Raw genomic sequence first — 16,370 nt, 5'->3', positions numbered from 1 at the left:
GGCGTTGCCCTTTTCACCGGCCAAAATCCCCGAGTTCTGAAAAACCGGTCCCGATTTTCGGAATCGGAGGCTCTCCCGAACCCGCTCCGGGGCGGACAGGAGCCGTCCGCACGCCCCTCCGGTTCACGGAACACCGGTGGGGCAGGAGTGACAGGAGCCGACGGGGGAAGCACGGATAGAGGAAACACGATCTCCATAGGGTGGTTCTCATGAACGACGTCACAGCGAAACCGATCGATGACAAACAGCGAGACCGATTGGTCCGGCGTTTCGGTACCGGAGCGCTGCACTGGCTCGACGGACTCCCCAGCCTCGTCTCAGATCTCGCCGCCGACTGGAATCTCACCGTCGAGGGAATCGGCCCGCACGGCCAGACGTCGGTGGTCCTGCGCTGCCGCCGCGCAGACGGGACGGCGGCCGTGCTGAAGGTGAGCCCCGACCCCGCCCTCATCGGCGCCGAGGGGCGCGTCCTGAACATATGGGCGTCCACCAGTCGGGTCCCGCGGGTCTACGAGGTGGACGCGCGGCGCGGCGGCATCCTGATGGAGGCCGTCGAACCGGGGTTCACCATCGCCGAGATCGGCGTGGTCCCGCCGATGGAGCGGATCAGCGCCCTCATCAACGAGTTGCACGAGATCAGGATCGGCGCTTCGACGCGCTGGGAGCTGCACCCGCTGGGCAGCCGGATCAACTTCCTGTTCGACCTGTGGGAACGCGCGCGGGCCGAGGGACCCGCCGCCGAACTCGTACCGGCTCCCCTCATGCACCACGGGCACTCCCTGGCCCGCGGTCTGGCCTGGGAGGGCGACAACGCCGTGCCGCTCCACGGAGACCTGCATCCGGGCAACATCCTCGAGGGCGGGGCCGGGCGCGGCCTGGTCGCCATCGACCCGCGCGGCTGCCTGGGCGACGCCGCCTACGACGCGGTCGACTGGGCGGTGTGGAAGGCCACGTCGCTCAACGAGATCGAGGAGCGGTGCATGGTCCTGGCCGCCGGGATCGGCGTGCCCAGCCAGCGCCTGTTCAGATGGTGCGTCGCCTTCGCCCCCGTCTTCGCCACCGCACTGGCCAACCGGGGACGTGCCGACACCCAGGCGTTCAAGGTGGCGATGGAGCTGTCCAGCGCCTGACCGCCTCCCCCGGTCGGCCGGGTCGCGCCGACACCGATCCGCACTGCTCTTGGCCGCCCGAACCCGATGAACGGTCGGGACGAGGAAAAGAGGAACCACACGTGAGCGGACCCCGGACGGACACCGTCCTCTCCCGGAGAACACCGGTGCTCCGGACCGCGCCGTTCGACCGTGCTCTCCGCGGACGCGACCAGCCACATCCCCGCGTCGGCGGCCACCGATTCCGGGCGGGCAGCCGTCGTCTCCTCCCGCGCTCCTGACCGAGGCGCCGTGTCCCGCGACGGCGGACCCGCGGCCCGAAGGCGGCGGGGGAAGCGTCGAACCGCTCCCCGAACCCCGGCCGCGGCCGCCGTCGCGGGACACGGACCGGGCGCGCGGCCCGGCGCCCGGTCAGTGGGCGGTCCTGGCCAGCCTCCTGGTCTGGTCGGGGGCGAACATCGCGTGCAGCACCGTGGCGTCGTCGTGCAGCTTGCCCAGCGTGACGCCGTTGCGCTCCTCCTCGGCGCGGACCCAGTCGACCAGCGAGTGCGGTCCGTGCACGCGCAGGTGGTTCCAGACCTTCTCCCAACTGTGCCCGTAGTAGTCCACCAGACGGGTGCAGCCGTCCGACATCAACGCGAACTCGCTGGTCCGCACGGTCCCCACCAGTGCCTCGTAGGCGGCCTCGGGAGCCGTGCTGGCCACCCAGAACCCCCCGGGGGCGTTGCGCGACTCCCGCACCAGTTGTCTGCTGTAGGGGCGTCCGCCCGGCAGTCGGTCCACCCGGTCGTCGCTGACCGCACGCACGGTCCCGTCCTCCTGGGTGAACACCACCGCGGTGTCGGCCAGGACCAGGTAGTCGAAGCCGCCCGCGCAGCGCCGGGCCAGCGCCACCGTCGCCGACGGGCTGTCGGGATTGTCCAGGTCGCAGATCCCGCCGTGCGCGTAGCGGACCCGCTCGATCGCGACGGCGAGCGCGTCGGGCAGCGGCATCGGCGTGCCCAGGGTGACGCGCAGAGCCTCGGCCAGCCGGTCCACCAGCCAGCTCACGTCGTGGACGCAGCCGCTGGCCACACCGGACGGAGCGGTGGCCCCGTCCAGGACGAACGCCCAGTCCGCTCCGGCGCCGAGCCGGTCCTCGTTGCTCGCTCCGACACCGCGACGGCTTGCCTGCCTGATGCGCATGAGCCCCTCGTTTCACAGTCCGTGGCAGGGGCACCGCGGATCGGCGCCCGCTTACGCCGGTTACGTTGGGAATGAGCTTTCCGGGGGCCGGAGTCGACGGAGGCGGCGGCCCGCGGGACGGAAGCGCCGCGACGGCTACGGTGAAGTGCGGCGACGCGTCTGCCGGACAGATGTGTGCGATGTGCGCGACGCTGTCGCCGCGCGGACGTGGTGCGCTGCTCGACCGGTCGACGTCAGACGGTGGCATTCGACCAGTTGGCGGCGGTTTCCAGGCTGTGGGGGAATTTCGCCGACAGTAGCCTGTCATGTGCTTCTGAACGGGAGAAAGGCTTGCGCGGGAGCGGAATCTCACCGATGCCCCTTGACACCACATGCCTCCCCTCATTAGGAAAAGACCGACTGGTCGGTAAAGAGAGGGGCAAATCAGTGGAGATCGTGGTTGGAACAGAAAACGGTGAGGTCAGGGGGCGCAGGGAGAACGGGGTCGCGGTTTTTCGCGGAATTCCCTACGCCGCGCCCCCGGCCGGTCCGGACCGTTTCGCGGCGCCCCGGCCGCCCGAGCCGTGGAGCGGGGTGCGCGACGCCCTCGAATTCGGTCCCACCGCGCCCCGCCCGCCCTACCCCGAAGCCATCGACCGCCTGCTCGTCGAGCGGTTCATCCCGGGGGAGGACTGCCTCAACCTCAACGTCTGGACCCCCGACCCGAACGCGGTCGCGCTCCCGGTGATGGTGTGGATCCACGGGGGCGCGTTCACCAACGGCTCCGGTTCCGAACCGGTCTACGACGGTGCGGCCTTCGCCCGGGACGGCGTGGTCATGGTCAGCTTCAACTACCGGCTCGGGGTCATCGGCTTCGGCAGCCTGCCCGACGCCCCGGCCAACCGGGGCCTGCTCGACCAGATCGCCGCACTGGAGTGGGTGCGCGACAACATCGCCCGCTTCGGCGGCGACCCCGGCAACGTCACCGTCTTCGGGGAGTCCGCGGGCGCCATGAGCGTGTGCACCCTGATGGCGACGCCCCGCGCCCGAGGGCTGTTCCGCCGCGCCGTCGCCCAGTCGGGGGCGGGCAACGTGGCCGTGGCCGCGGACGACGCCGCCACCATCACCCGGGTGCTCGCCGAACGGCTGGGCGTCGAACCGACCGCGGCGGCGCTGGGCGAGGTGCCCACGGAACGGCTGATCGAGGCGCAGCGGCAGATCACCCAGGAACTCCAGGGCAGCCCCGACCCGGCGGTGTGGGGCGAGCGGATCGCGGGCGGCAGCGTGCTGCTGCCCTTCGCCCCGGTCGTCGACGGCGGCCTGCTGGCGCAGCGTCCCGCCGAGGCCATCGCGGCGGGCGCGGGAGGCGACGTCGACCTGCTGTTCGGCACCACCGCCGACGAGTACCGGCTGTTCCTGGTCCCCACCGGGGTGCTGCCGTTCGTCACCGGGGACTACCTGGCCGCGCACCTGGTCAAGTCGGGGATGGACGCCGCGGCCGCCGAGGCCTACACCGCCGAGGGGCGCGGCGAGGAGCCCGGTGACGTCCTCGCCGCGGTCATCACCGACCAGGTGTTCCGCATCCCCGCCCACCGCGTCGCCGAGTCCCGCGTCGGCGCGTCCGGCCGCACCTTCGGCTACGAGTTCGCCTGGCGCACCCCGCAACTCGACGGAGGCCTGGGCGCCTGCCACGCCGTGGAGATCCCCTTCGTCTTCGCCACCCTGGACCGCGCAGCCCCGCTGGTCGGGCAGGACCCGCCGGGGGAGCTGGCCGAGACCGTGCACGCCGCCTGGGTGCGCTTCGCCACCACCGGAGACCCCGGCTGGCCCGAGTGGAACCCGCGGACCCGCCCGACCATGCGCTTCGACCACCCCGAGTCGGCGGTCGTGGAGCAGCCGGGGGAGAAGACCCGCGCCCTGTGGGACGGCGTACCGCTGTGACCCGGAGCCGGAAGACCGGGAAGAGGACTCCCGGTCGACCCCGGCCGGGACCGCCGTGGGGCCGTGCCGGGAAGCCGAGGGGGAGGGGGTTTCGGATGGCCTCGACCCGGGAGGTGTGAGACCTCAGCCCCGTGGGGGTGGGCGAGACGCGTTGCAGGAGAGGCCCGCCGGAGGGGGGGTGGGCTGGCGCAGGAGCGGGGAGAAGCCCCGGGCGCCGACCCGCCCGCGCCTCCACCTGCCTGTACTGGGGAGGTGCCGTGCACCACGGGCTTCCCGGCCCCGTGGTGCCGGATGCTCCTCCGATCGCCCCGTAGGCGGAGGCGCGGGCGGCCGGGGTGCTTCGCGCCTGCCCACCCCGCCGCCCCGTGGCGGACCGCGCGCACAACAAAACCCCGGGACCACTGGTCACCGGGGTTCTCGTTGTTCGATCGGGTGCCCCCTGCAGGATTCGAACCTGCGCACACGGCTCCGGAGGCCGTTGCTCTATCCCCTGAGCTAAGGGGGCGCGCTGCGTTCCCAACTGTAGCAGGGCCGGTGAGTGGGTTGCGCGATCTTAATCATCGGGCTTGCCGATCTCCCCGCGGGAAACGGGGGCGGGGCGCTAGTGTCGCGCCCGTGACACAAGAGATGGGACGCGTGCTGGTGGTTGACGACGATGAGGTGATCAGACAGCTCATCGCCCTGAACCTGAGATTGGAGGGATTCGAGGTGCACACCGCCGTGGACGGGCAGGACTGCCTGGACCGCGTGCGGCAGGTGGCGCCCCACGTGATCACCCTGGACGTCATGATGCCCCGACTGGACGGCTGGATCACCGCCGAACGGCTCAAGGGGGACGCCGCGACGCGGGAGATGAAGGTGGTGCTCATCACAGCCCGCGCCCAGGAGTCGGACCGGCGTCGGGGCAGCAGCATCGGGGTGGACGCGTTTGTCACCAAGCCCTTCGACCCGGCCGAGCTCATCGACGTCGTCCGCGGCCTGGCCTCCGCCGACCCCGTCTGACCGTGGCCGCACCCGCACCGGCCGCGGCCGCCCCCCGGGAACTCGACGGCCTCCTCCGCCGGGCCTGCGCGGCCGCGACCGGAATCCCGTCGGGGGAACTGCCCGACGCGCCCACCCGGCGCTCGGCGAACACACCGGGGGAGTACACCTCCGCCCTGCCGCTGCGCCTGGCCGGACCGACCGGGCGCGACGCCCGCGACCTCGCCGCCGACGTCGCCGCGCGCCTGCGGCACTGCCCGCAGGTCGTCGACGCCCGCGTCGACGGCCCCGGATTCGTCACCGTCGCACTCCGCCCGGCCGCGCGCGCCGCGCTCGCCCCGGCCGTGGCCGGCGACCCCGGCGGCCACCTGCTGGGCCTGCCCCCGCGGCACCGGAGGAGCGGACGCGCCGACCTCCCGCCCGGATGGGCGCTGTCCTCGCTGGAACGCGCCCCCGACCCGGCCGGGGCCCGCGCCTGGGCCCGCGCCGACGCGCGCCGCCGCCTCGCGCTGGCCGTCGGCACCGCCACGGCCGCCGACGTCGCCGCGGCACTCGCCGAACCGACCGAGACCGGCTGGCGCGACGTGCCGCAGGACGCCTCCGTGGGCGAGACCGCCCGACTGCTCGCCCTGACCGGCACCGCCGGAGCCCGCGTCGCCTTCTGCCGCAGCGCCGCCGACCAGGTGAGGCCCGGCGAGACCACCGGACCGGACCTGCCCGCCCTGCCCACGCCGGAACACCCCGGCGCCTGGGCGCGCGCCACCCACGCCAACCCCGCCTTCGCCGTCCGCTACGCCCACGCCCACGCCCGCACCGCCTGCGAACGGTGGGCGGCGGCGCTCGGCCGGACCCGCGCCCCCGCGCACCGGACCCTCACCGAGGCGGAGACGGCCGCCCTCACCGACCCGGCCGCCGAGAGACTGCTGGGAGCACTCTTCGACGCCCCCGCCGCGCTCCAGGCCGCCACGCGACGTAACCAGCCCCATATCCTGGTGCGTTACCTGGAGGGCCTCGCCGCTGCCTACCATGATTGGTGGGAGTCCCACGACGTCCTCTCGGGACGCGCCGCCGACACCCACGGCCCCCGCGCCGAGACCACGGCGGCCCGACTCGACGCCTGCGCCGCCGTCGCCGGTGTGCTGCACGCGGGACTCGCCCTCGTCGGAGTGTCCGCGCCCACAAGGCTGTAGACGCCACGATCGCGCAGCGCCCGGCCCAGGCCGGCGCGTCGACCCTGCCCTGTCACCACCCAGCCGAGAGTTCCGCCCATGAGCCGCTACGCCCACCCCGCCGGACCGCGCCACGCGGACGTGCTGCCCGAGGAGCACCCGCCCAACCCGCCGGCGAACCTGCTCGACCTCAACCCCCGCGTGTGGCCGCGCACCGCCACACGGGTCGGCGGCGAGATCACCATCGGCGGCGTCGGAGTCACCGAACTCGCCCGCGAACACGGCACCCCCCTCTACGTCATCGACGAGGCGGACTTCCGCGCCCGCGCCCGCGACTACCGGCTCGCCTTCAACGACGCCGACGTCTACTACGCGGGCAAGGCCCTGCTCACCAAGGCCGTGGCCCGCTGGGTGGCCGAGGAGGGGCTCAAGCTCGACGTGTGCAGCGGCGGCGAACTCGCCGTCGCCCTGGCCGCGGACTTCCCTCCCGAGCGGATCGGCATGCACGGCAACAACAAGTCCGAGGCCGAACTGGCCCGCGCCGTCGAGGCGGGCGTGGGACGGATCATCGTCGACTCCTTCGACGAGATCGACCGCCTGGAGCGGGTGGCCGCCGAACGGGGCCGCGTCCCCGAGGTCCTGGTCCGGGTCACCACGGGCGTGGAGGCGCACACCCACGAGTTCGTCGCCACCGCGCACGACGACCAGAAGTTCGGGCTGGCCATGAGCAACGGGGCCGCCTCCGAGGCGGTGCGGCGCCTGCTCGCCTCCGAGCACGTCCGTCTGGTCGGCCTGCACTCCCACATCGGATCGCAGATCTTCGACACCGCGGGCTTCGAGGTCGCCGCGCGCCGCCTCAGCACCTTCCTCACCAAGATCCACGCCGAGCACGGCGTCTTCCTGCCGGAACTGGACCTCGGCGGCGGACTGGGCATCGCCTACCTGGCCGAGGACGACCCGCTGGAGCCCAAGACCATCGCCGAGAGCCTGACGTCGATCGTCGCCCACGAGTGCGCCGCCCAGAACCTGCCGATGCCGCGCATCGCCGTGGAACCGGGCCGCGCCGTCGCCGGGCCGGCGGGCGTCACCCTGTACGAGGTCGGCACCGTCAAGGACGTGGAGGGCATCCGCACCTACGTCAGCGTCGACGGCGGCATGAGCGACAACATCCGCACCGCGCTGTACGGTGCGGAGTACACCTGCGTGCTGGCCTCCCGCCACAGCGACGCCGAACCCATGCTGTCCCGCCTGGTCGGCAAGCACTGCGAGAGCGGCGACATCGTGGTGCGCGACCTGTACCTGCCCTCCGACCTGCGCCCCGGCGACCTGGTGGCGGTCGCCGCGACCGGCGCCTACTGCCACTCCATGGCCAGCAACTACAACCACCTGCCGCGCCCCGCGGTGGTCGCGGTCCGCGAAGGCGCCTCGCGCACGCTGGTGCGGCGGGAGACCGAGGAGGACCTGCTGCGGCTGGACGTAGGCTGAACCCGGCCGCCAACGGACCGGTCGCTGCGCGGACGGGTCCGGACACGGACAACGGACGAAGAAACGGGAGTCACCCCCTCATGGCACTGAAGGTGGCGCTGCTGGGTTGCGGCGTTGTGGGTTCTGAAGTGGTCCGGCTGCTCGACGAGCAGTCGCGCGAACTCGCGGACCGCATCGGGACGCCTCTGGAGATCGGAGGCATCGCGGTGCGCCGCCCGGACCGCGTGCGCGACACGGGCGTGGCCCCCGAACTGCTCACCACCGACGCCATAGGCCTGGTGACCAGGGACGACATCGACCTGGTGGTCGAGGTCATCGGCGGCATCGAACCCGCCCGGTCGCTCATCCTCGCCGCGATCAAGACGGGCAAGTCCGTGGTGACCGCCAACAAGGCGCTGCTCGCCGAGGACGGCGCGACCATCCACGCCGCCGCGCGCGCGGCCGAGGTCGACGTCTACTACGAGGCCAGCGTGGCCGGCGCGATCCCGCTGCTGCGCCCGCTGCGCGACTCCCTCGCCGGGGACCGCGTCCACCGGGTGCTGGGCATCGTCAACGGCACCACCAACTACATCCTGGACCGGATGGACTCCCTCGGAGCCGGATTCACCGAGTCCCTGGAGGAGGCCCAGGCGCTGGGATACGCCGAGGCCGACCCGACCGCCGACGTGGAGGGCTTCGACGCCGCCGCCAAGGCCGCGATCCTGGCCCGCCTGGCCTTCCACACCTCCGTGACCGCCGCCGACGTGCACCGCGAGGGCATCACCGAGGTCTCCGCCGCCGACATCGCCAGCGCCAGGGCGATGGGCTGCGTGGTCAAACTGCTGGCGATCTGTCAGCGCTCCGCCGACGGCTCCTCCGTCGGGGTGCGGGCGCACCCGGTGATGCTGCCGCGCGAGCACCCGCTGGCCAGCGTCAAGGGGGCCTACAACGCGGTGTTCGTCGAGGCCGAGTCCGCCGGACGGCTGATGTTCTACGGAGCGGGCGCCGGGGGTGTCCCCACCGCCAGCGCGGTCCTGGGCGACCTGGTCGCGGTGGCCCGCAACCGGCTGGCGCGCACCTTCGTGGCCGACGGGCAGGCCGACGCCGGACTGCCCGTGCACCCCATGGGCGAGACCGTCACCAGCTACCACGTCTCGCTCGACGTCGCCGACCGGCCCGGCGTGCTCGCCAACGTCGCCGAGGTGTTCGCCGCCAACGGGGTGTCCATCAAGAACGTCCGCCAGGAGGGCTTCGGCGACGACGCCCAGCTCGTCCTCGTCAGCCACCCCGCGCCCGACGCCGCGCTCGCCCGGACCGTGGAGCAGTTGCGCGGCCACGGCGAGGTCCGCGCGGTGGCCAGCGTCATGCGGGTCGAGACCTTCAGCGACACGCGATGAGCGGCCGACAGCGACGCCCCCGCCCGCGGACGACGGCCGCCGCCGGTGCGAGCAGCGAGGACGCCCGGCTCCCGATACGCGCCACGGGGCGGGGGGCCCTAAAATCGGGGGCGGACCACGAGATCGTGCGTGACCGCCCGACGGGCGTTCACCCCGGCCGGAGGCGTCGGCGGCGTCCGGCCGTCCACTCTGTCACACCACTCGAAAGGGCCCTGTCATGAGCATGGCACGGGCGTGGCGAGGAATCGTCGAGGAATATCGCGATCGCCTTCCCGTCACGGCGAACACCCCGGTCGTCACCCTGCTTGAGGGCGGCACGCCGCTGGTACCCGCCACGCGGGTCTCGGAGCTGACCGGATGCGAGGTCTACCTCAAGGTCGAGGGCCTCAACCCCACGGGCTCCTTCAAGGACCGCGGGATGACCATGGCCATCTCCAAGGCGGCCGAGGACGGGGCCAAGGCGGTCATCTGCGCCTCGACCGGCAACACCAGCGCCAGCGCCGCCGCCTACGCGGTGCGCGCCGGAATGACCTGCGCGGTCCTGGTCCCCCAGGGCAAGATCGCCATGGGCAAGCTCGCCCAGGCGCTCGTCCACGGCGCCCGGCTCCTCCAGGTCGACGGCAACTTCGACGACTGCCTGGAACTGGCCCGCAAGCTCTCCATCGACTACCCGGTGGCGCTGGTCAACTCGGTCAACCCGTTCCGGCTCCAGGGGCAGAAGACCGCGTCGTTCGAGATCGTGGACGCGCTGGGCGACGCCCCCGACGTCCACTGCCTGCCGGTGGGCAACGCGGGCAACATCACCGCCTACTGGATGGGCTACCAGGAGTACCACTCCGACGGCTCCGCCACCCGGCTGCCGCGCATGTTCGGGTTCCAGGCCAGCGGCGCGGCGCCGATCGTCAACGGCGCCCCGGTCGCCCAGCCGCGCACCATCGCCACCGCCATCCGGATCGGCAACCCGGCCTCCTGGCGGTTCGCGGAGAAGGCCCGCGACGACTCCGACGGCAGGATCGACTCGGTCACCGACCGGCAGATCCTCGCCGCCTACCGGATGCTCGCGGGCGAGGAGGGGGTCTTCGTCGAACTCGCCTCCGCGGCCAGCGTCGCGGGCCTGCTCCAGTCGGTCGAGGCCGGGCAGATCGAGCGGGGCAGCCGCGTCGTCTGCACGGTCACCGGAAACGGACTCAAGGACCCGGACTGGGCGCTGGCCGGAGCCTCCTCGGCCGTCACGGTCCCCGTCGACGCCCGGGCCGCGGCAGCCGCGCTCGGCCTGACCTGATCCCTCCCCCCCCGTTCGGAGTCACTGAATGCCTCAGCCGCATCCCGCCGCGGTGACCGTGCGCACCCCCGCCACCAGCGCGAACCTCGGCCCCGGGTTCGACGCCCTGGGACTCGCCCTGGAGCTGGCCGACGAGATCGAGGTCCGTGTCCGCGACGACCGCGGCGTCACGGTGGCGGTCGAGGGGCAGGGCGCCGACTCCCTGCCGCTCGACGACTCGCACCTGGTGGTACGCGCCATGCGCGCCGCGTTCGAGGCCGTCGGCCAGACCATGCCGGGAGTCGACCTGCGCTGCCGCAACGCGATCCCGCACGGCCGCGGGCTCGGCTCCTCGGCGTCGGCGATCGTCGCGGGCGTGACGGCGGCGGCGGTCCTGGCCGGGCACGGCGGCGACGGAACCGGCCGTCTCGACCGGGACTGGATCTTCCAGACCGCGGCCGACATCGAGGGACACCCCGACAACGTGGCCCCGTGCGTCTACGGCGGGTTCACCATCGCCTGGCGCGGTGCCAAGGCGTGGCGGGCGCTGACGACGCCTCCCTCGCCGCGGGTGCGGCCGGTCGTGTGCGTGCCGCACCAGAGCCTGTCCACCGAACGGGCGCGGGGGCTGCTCCCCGGGACCGTGCCGCACGCCGACGCCGCGTTCTCGGCGGGGCGCGCCGCGCTGCTGGTCGCGGCCGTCCACGAGCACCCCGAGCTGCTGTTCGAGGCGACCGAGGACCGGCTGCACCAGTCGTACCGCTCCGAGGCCATGCCCGCCAGCGCCGCGCTCGTGGAGTCCCTGCGCGGCGACGGCCTGGCCGCGGTGATCTCCGGAGCGGGACCGACCGTGCTGGTGCTGGGGCACGACGCGGGGGAGGGGCTTCCCGGCGCCGAGGGCGGCCGCCACGGCGATCCCTCGCAAATCGAGACCGTGATGGTTGATTCAATCCGGCGACGAGCGGGTACTGAATGGCACATACGCCCCTTAGCAATCAATCTGGTAGGGGTGCGTGCCACTTCTCCCCGTTCATAGACTTGTGTCGAGGAATAGCTGTGGGCTCCGGTGATGTTAGGCTAGGTGAAGCACCAGATGCCCCACCACGGGGCCTGTGCTCATCCGCCGCAGTGTTTTCCGCGTCTTGCGCGCGAGTGGTCTCTGTTCCGCGAGCGCTTCGCACGGTTGCCACTGTGTCGAATCCGCGGCGTGTCCGTGGCTCTGCCCAACCCACTGAAGTCCCGGCTTCCTGGCGCAGGAACGACAGGATGGCCCGAGGGCAGCATCATCCAGCCCATCGTCCCAGTGTCTGGCTGTGTCCAGAGCCTGCCGCGATCGGGTGAAAAACTCGTTGTTCAGCAGCGGTTCCGGCATCCACGTTGGGCACGCCCGACCCGGCCCCAGCCGGTTCGCACCACCGGGCTGGCCGATCAGTTCATCATGACGGCACCAGCCCGCTCCTTGGGAAGGACCCTTAGTGAGCGACACCACCGAACTCCACCAGGACGCGGCGGTCGGTACGCAGAACACGACCGCGTCCAAAGTGGACGTCGGCGACGCCGCGCCCCCCGCCGGCAAGAGCGCGTCAACGCGGTCCCGTAGCCGCTCCGGAGGTACCGGGCTGGCCGCGCTGAGGCTCACGGAGCTGCAGCGTCTGGCGTCCGACCTCGGAATCACGGGCACCGGCCGGATGCGCAAGAGCGACATCATCGCAGCGATCGAAGCCAAGCAGGGCGGGCCGGTCAGCGCCCCCAAGACCAAGACGGCGAAGAGCGCCGACACGGGCGCCAAAGCGCCGAAGGGGAGCGCCGAGACCGAGGCTCCGGCGGCAGCCGAGTCCGCTGCGAACGCGGGGGACAAGACCGAACAAGCCGAACGTCCCGAACGTGCCACCCGCAGCCGCCGCTCCCGCAGACGGGGCGACGACTCCGCGGAGCCGCAGGCGACGGAGGGCGGCGACACCGCCGAGGCCGCCAGGAGCGCGCCCCCGGCGTCGCCCGCCGACACCGAGCAGGGCACGACCACACAGCCCGCCCAGAACGGCCAGAACGGCCAGGGCGGGGGGCGCCAGCGCCGCCGCAACCGCAACCGGGACGGCGGCGGGGACCAGCAGCCCCAGCAGCAGAACAACCACAAGGGCGACGGCGGCGAGGACGACGAGTACGGCGGCGGGGGCGGCGGACGCCGCCGGGGCCGCCGACGCGACCGCCGTGACCGCCGCAACCGCGACCGTCAGGACCAGGAGCCGGTGATCAACGAGGACGACGTCCTGCTGCCGGTCGCGGGCATCCTCGACATCCTCGACAACTACGCGTTCGTGCGGACCACCGGCTACCTGCCGGGCTCCAACGACGTGTACGTCTCACTCGCCCAGGTCCGCAAGCACGGCCTGCGCAAGGGCGACGCCATCACCGGCGCGGTGCGCCAGCCGCGCGAGGGCGAGCGGCGCGAGAAGTTCAACGCGCTGGTCCGTCTGGACAGCGTCAACGGGATGCCGCCCGAGCGGGCGCGCAACCGGCCCGAGTTCTCCAAGCTGGTGCCGCTGTACCCGCAGGAGCGGCTGCGCCTGGAGAGCGAGCCGAACATCCTGACCACGCGCATCATCGACCTCATCTCGCCCATCGGCAAGGGGCAGCGCGGCCTCATCGTCTCCCCGCCCAAGGCCGGTAAGACGATGGTGCTGCAGGCGATCGCCAACGCGATCACCCAGAACAACCCCGAGTGCCACCTCATGGTCGTCCTCGTCGACGAGCGGCCCGAAGAGGTCACCGACATGCAGCGCACGGTCAAGGGCGAGGTCATCCACTCGACCTTCGACCGTCCCGCCGAGGACCACACGACCGTCGCCGAACTCGCCATCGAACGGGCCAAGCGACTGGTCGAGATGGGGCTCGACGTCGTGGTGCTGCTCGACTCCATCACCCGTCTGGGACGCGCCTACAACCTCTCCGCACCGGCGAGCGGGCGCATCCTGTCCGGTGGTGTCGACTCCACGGCGCTGTACCCGCCGAAGCGGTTCTTCGGCGCGGCCCGCAACATCGAGAACGGCGGCTCGCTGACGATCCTGGCCACCGCGCTGGTCGAGACCGGCTCGCGGATGGACGAGGTCATCTTCGAGGAGTTCAAGGGCACCGGCAACATGGAGCTCAAGCTCAGCCGGGGCCTCGCCGACAAGCGCATCTTCCCCGCGGTGGACGTCGAGGCGTCCAGCACCCGCAAGGAGGAGATCCTGATGTCGGCCGAGGAGCTCAACATCATCTGGAAGCTCCGTCGGGTGCTGCACGCCCTGGAGACCCAGCAGGCGTTGGAGCTCGTCCTGGACAAGCTGAAGAAGACCAAGAGCAACGCCGAGTTCCTGCTGCAGGTCCAGAAGACCGCGGTCGGACCCAACGACTGACGTCTCCGCCGGTGCGGCGCCCGCACCGGCGGAGCGGCAGCCCGGCGACCCATCGCGCGACGCGGGGGTCGCCGCGCTCTCTCACCCCGCGCGCCGTCGGCGACGCACCGTCCGCCCAGGAATACGCGCTGGACGATTGCGGTTCCACGGTCTGGCAGACTTGGTACAGCGACCGCCGCGGTACCGGTTCGCGCACGCCCGCCCCACTTCCGAGGCGAACGCCGCGTGCGTCCGGCGACCGCCACTAGCGAGGAGAACACATGAAACCCGGCATCCACCCCGAATACCACGTCACGCAGGTGACCTGCACCTGCGGAAACACCTTCGTCACTCGGAGCACCGCCCCCAGCGGCACCATCCGGGCCGAGATCTGCTCCTCCTGCCACCCGTTCTACACGGGCAAGCAGAAGATTCTGGACACCGGCGGCCGGGTCGCCCGCTTCGAGAAGCGCTTCGGCAAGCGCAGGTAGACGCGTCGGCGGTGGCGCGCCCGCAACCACGGGGCGCGCCACCGGCACCACCGCTCCCGTCCGATCCGACGCCGTGTGGAGATGTAAGAAGAAGTGAAGCTGGACGACCTTCTCGGCGAGTACTACGAGCTGGAGCAGCAGCTCGCCGACCCAGCCGTGCACGCCGACCAGGCGCAGGCGCGCAACCTGGCCAAACGCTATTCCCAGCTCACCCCCATCATCGCCGCCTACCGCGAACTGACCCAGGTCGAGAGCGACATCGAGGCCGCCCAGGAGTTGGCGGCCGAGGACCCGGCCTTCGCCGACGAGGCCAAGCAGCTCACCGCCCAACGCGAGGAACTGGTCGAGCGACTGCGCACCCTGCTCGTCCCGCGCGACCCCAACGACGACAAGGACGTCATCCTGGAGGTCAAGGCCGGGGAGGGCGGTGAGGAGTCCGCGCTGTTCGCCAGCGACCTGGTGCGCATGTACCTGCGCTACTCCGAACGCCAGGGCTGGAAGACCGAGGTCATCAGCGCCACCCACTCCGACCTGGGCGGCTACAAGGACATCACCGTCGCGGTCAAGAGCAGGGGCGCCGAGCCCGGCCAGGGCGTGTGGCAGCGGTTGAAGTTCGAGGGCGGGGTGCACCGCGTGCAGCGCGTCCCGGTCACCGAGTCCCAGGGGCGCATCCACACCTCGGCCGTCGGCGTGCTGGTGGCGCCCGAGGCCGAGGAGATCGAGGTGGAGATCAACGAGAACGAGCTGCGCATCGACGTCTACCGCTCCTCGGGGCCCGGCGGCCAGAGCGTCAACACCACCGACTCGGCGGTGCGCATCACCCACCTGCCGACCGGCATCGTGGTCTCCTGCCAGAACGAGAAGAGCCAGTTGCAGAACAGGGAGCAGGCCCTGCGCGTGCTGCGGGCCCGCCTGCTGGCCGAGGCGCAGGCCGCGGCCGACGCCGAGGCCCAGGCCGAACGCAAGAGCCAGGTCCGCACCGTGGACCGCTCCGAACGGGTGCGCACCTACAACTTCCCCGAGAACCGCATCTCCGACCACCGGGTCGGCTACAAGGCCTACAACCTCGACCAGGTGCTCGACGGAGACCTGAGCGGGGTGATCCAGGCCCTCATGGACGCCGACACCAAGGAGCGGCTGGAGGCCGCCCAGCAGTGAACCTCCTGCTCGACGAGGTCGCACGGGCCACACTCCGGCTCGCCGAGGCCGGAGTCGCCTCGCCCCGCACCGACGCCGAAGAACTCGCGGCGTTCGTGCACGGCGTCCGTCGAGGGGAACTGCACACCGTCGCCGACAGCGACTTCGACGCCCGCTACTGGGAGTGCGTCGCCCGCCGCGCGGCACGCGAGCCGCTGCAGCACATCACCGGCCGCGCCTACTTCCGTTACCTGGAACTGCGGGTGGGGCCGGGCGTCTTCGTCCCGCGCCCCGAGACCGAGATGATGGTGTCCTGGGCGATCGACGTCCTGCGCGCCATGGACGTCGCCGACCCCCTGGTGGTGGACCTGGGAACCGGATCGGGCGCCATCGCCATCTCCGTGGCCCAGGAGGTGCCCCGCTCCCGCGTCCACGCCGTCGAACTGGACGAGACCGCGCTGTCGTGGGCGCGGCGCAACATCGCGGACAGCGGCCTGGCCGGACGGATCACCGCCCACCACGCCGACATGAGAACCTGCCTGCCCGACTACGACGGCCAGGTGGACCTGGTCATCACCAACCCCCCCTACGTGCCCCTCGACGGCGCCGACGACATCCCGCCGGAGGTCCGCGACCACGATCCCGCTCCCGCGCTGTGGGCGGGACCCGACGGCCTCGACATGATCCGCGCGCTGGAGTCGGTCGGACGCCGACTGCTGCGCCCGGGCGGGTTCATGGCCATCGAGCACGGCGACGGACAGGGAATCGACATTCCGCCGCTCTTTCCCGAATCGCTCGGCTGGCGTGACGTGCTCAACCGCAAGGACCTCGCGCACCGGGACCGGTTCGTGGTGGCCCGGCGCGCCGTGGACTGAGCGGGCC

The 16,370-nt window shown here is 72.1% G+C and carries 13 protein-coding genes and 1 tRNA gene; 12 read left to right on the top strand and 2 right to left on the bottom strand.

The annotated features are described in order from the left end of the window. Nucleotides 1-209 precede the first annotated feature (209 nt). Complete coding sequence (locus NI17_RS15115; protein WP_068692230.1) at nt 210-1,130, top strand: aminoglycoside phosphotransferase family protein; 921 nt, start codon at nt 210-212, stop codon at nt 1,128-1,130. A 390-nt stretch (nt 1,131-1,520) separates the two neighbouring features. Here the strand turns inward: NI17_RS15115 and NI17_RS15110 are convergent, their stop codons facing one another. Next, entirely contained in the window at nt 1,521-2,294 is a 774-nt protein-coding gene (locus NI17_RS15110) for a protein phosphatase 2C domain-containing protein (RefSeq protein WP_068692231.1), read from the bottom strand. A gap of 426 nt (nt 2,295-2,720) precedes the next feature. Here NI17_RS15110 and NI17_RS15105 point away from each other — a divergent pair, with 426 nt between their 5' ends. Next, complete coding sequence (locus NI17_RS15105; protein ID WP_068692232.1) at nt 2,721-4,214, top strand: carboxylesterase/lipase family protein; 1,494 nt, start codon at nt 2,721-2,723, stop codon at nt 4,212-4,214. 433 nt (nt 4,215-4,647) lie between these two features. On the opposite strand, the gene NI17_RS15100 is transcribed toward NI17_RS15105, so the two are convergent. After that, nucleotides 4,648-4,719, bottom strand: a tRNA-Arg gene (locus NI17_RS15100). Nucleotides 4,720-4,841: 122 nt separating this feature from the next. Between NI17_RS15100 and NI17_RS15095 the strand changes: the two genes are divergently transcribed. The 10 genes from NI17_RS15095 to prmC all read left to right on the top strand — a co-directional run bounded on the left by NI17_RS15095 (nt 4,842) and on the right by prmC (nt 16,363). Then, complete coding sequence (locus NI17_RS15095; protein ID WP_068692233.1) at nt 4,842-5,216, top strand: response regulator; 375 nt, start codon at nt 4,842-4,844, stop codon at nt 5,214-5,216. A 2-nt stretch (nt 5,217-5,218) separates the two neighbouring features. Then, a complete protein-coding gene (locus tag NI17_RS15090; RefSeq protein ID WP_068692235.1) occupies nt 5,219-6,385 on the top strand; it encodes a DALR anticodon-binding domain-containing protein in 1,167 nt (388 codons plus the stop codon). Between the two features lie 78 nt (nt 6,386-6,463). Next, entirely contained in the window at nt 6,464-7,849 is a 1,386-nt protein-coding gene (gene lysA, locus NI17_RS15085) for a diaminopimelate decarboxylase (protein ID WP_068692240.1), read from the top strand. Between the two features lie 80 nt (nt 7,850-7,929). Continuing rightward, nucleotides 7,930-9,225 (top strand): homoserine dehydrogenase, encoded by a 1,296-nt coding sequence (locus NI17_RS15080; RefSeq protein WP_068692241.1) that lies wholly within the window; start codon nt 7,930-7,932, stop codon nt 9,223-9,225. A 217-nt stretch (nt 9,226-9,442) separates the two neighbouring features. Beyond that, nucleotides 9,443-10,507 carry a threonine synthase gene (gene thrC, locus NI17_RS15075; protein WP_068692243.1) on the top strand — a complete coding sequence of 355 codons (1,065 nt, stop codon included), beginning with the start codon at nt 9,443-9,445 and terminating at the stop codon, nt 10,505-10,507. 28 nt (nt 10,508-10,535) lie between these two features. Then, nucleotides 10,536-11,522, top strand: a complete 987-nt coding sequence (gene thrB / locus NI17_RS15070) for a homoserine kinase (protein WP_084012671.1) — start codon at nt 10,536-10,538, stop codon at nt 11,520-11,522. A gap of 439 nt (nt 11,523-11,961) precedes the next feature. Next, nucleotides 11,962-13,881 (top strand): transcription termination factor Rho, encoded by a 1,920-nt coding sequence (gene rho / locus NI17_RS15065; RefSeq protein ID WP_243597519.1) that lies wholly within the window; start codon nt 11,962-11,964, stop codon nt 13,879-13,881. A 260-nt stretch (nt 13,882-14,141) separates the two neighbouring features. Continuing rightward, a complete protein-coding gene (gene rpmE, locus NI17_RS15060) occupies nt 14,142-14,351 on the top strand; it encodes a 50S ribosomal protein L31 (RefSeq protein ID WP_068692247.1) in 210 nt (69 codons plus the stop codon). A gap of 93 nt (nt 14,352-14,444) precedes the next feature. Beyond that, a complete protein-coding gene (gene prfA / locus NI17_RS15055) occupies nt 14,445-15,509 on the top strand; it encodes a peptide chain release factor 1 (RefSeq protein ID WP_068692248.1) in 1,065 nt (354 codons plus the stop codon). After that, nucleotides 15,506-16,363 carry a peptide chain release factor N(5)-glutamine methyltransferase gene (gene prmC, locus NI17_RS15050; protein WP_068692249.1) on the top strand — a complete coding sequence of 286 codons (858 nt, stop codon included), beginning with the start codon at nt 15,506-15,508 and terminating at the stop codon, nt 16,361-16,363. Before prfA ends, prmC begins: the two co-directional genes overlap by 4 nt. Nucleotides 16,364-16,370 lie beyond the last annotated feature (7 nt).

Origin of the sequence: Thermobifida halotolerans (assembly GCF_003574835.2) — a bacterium.
GTDB lineage: Bacteria > Actinomycetota > Actinomycetes > Streptosporangiales > Streptosporangiaceae > Thermobifida > Thermobifida halotolerans.
The sequence above is the reverse complement of the archived record's forward strand: the minus strand, read 5'-3'. Positions and strand labels throughout refer to the sequence as shown.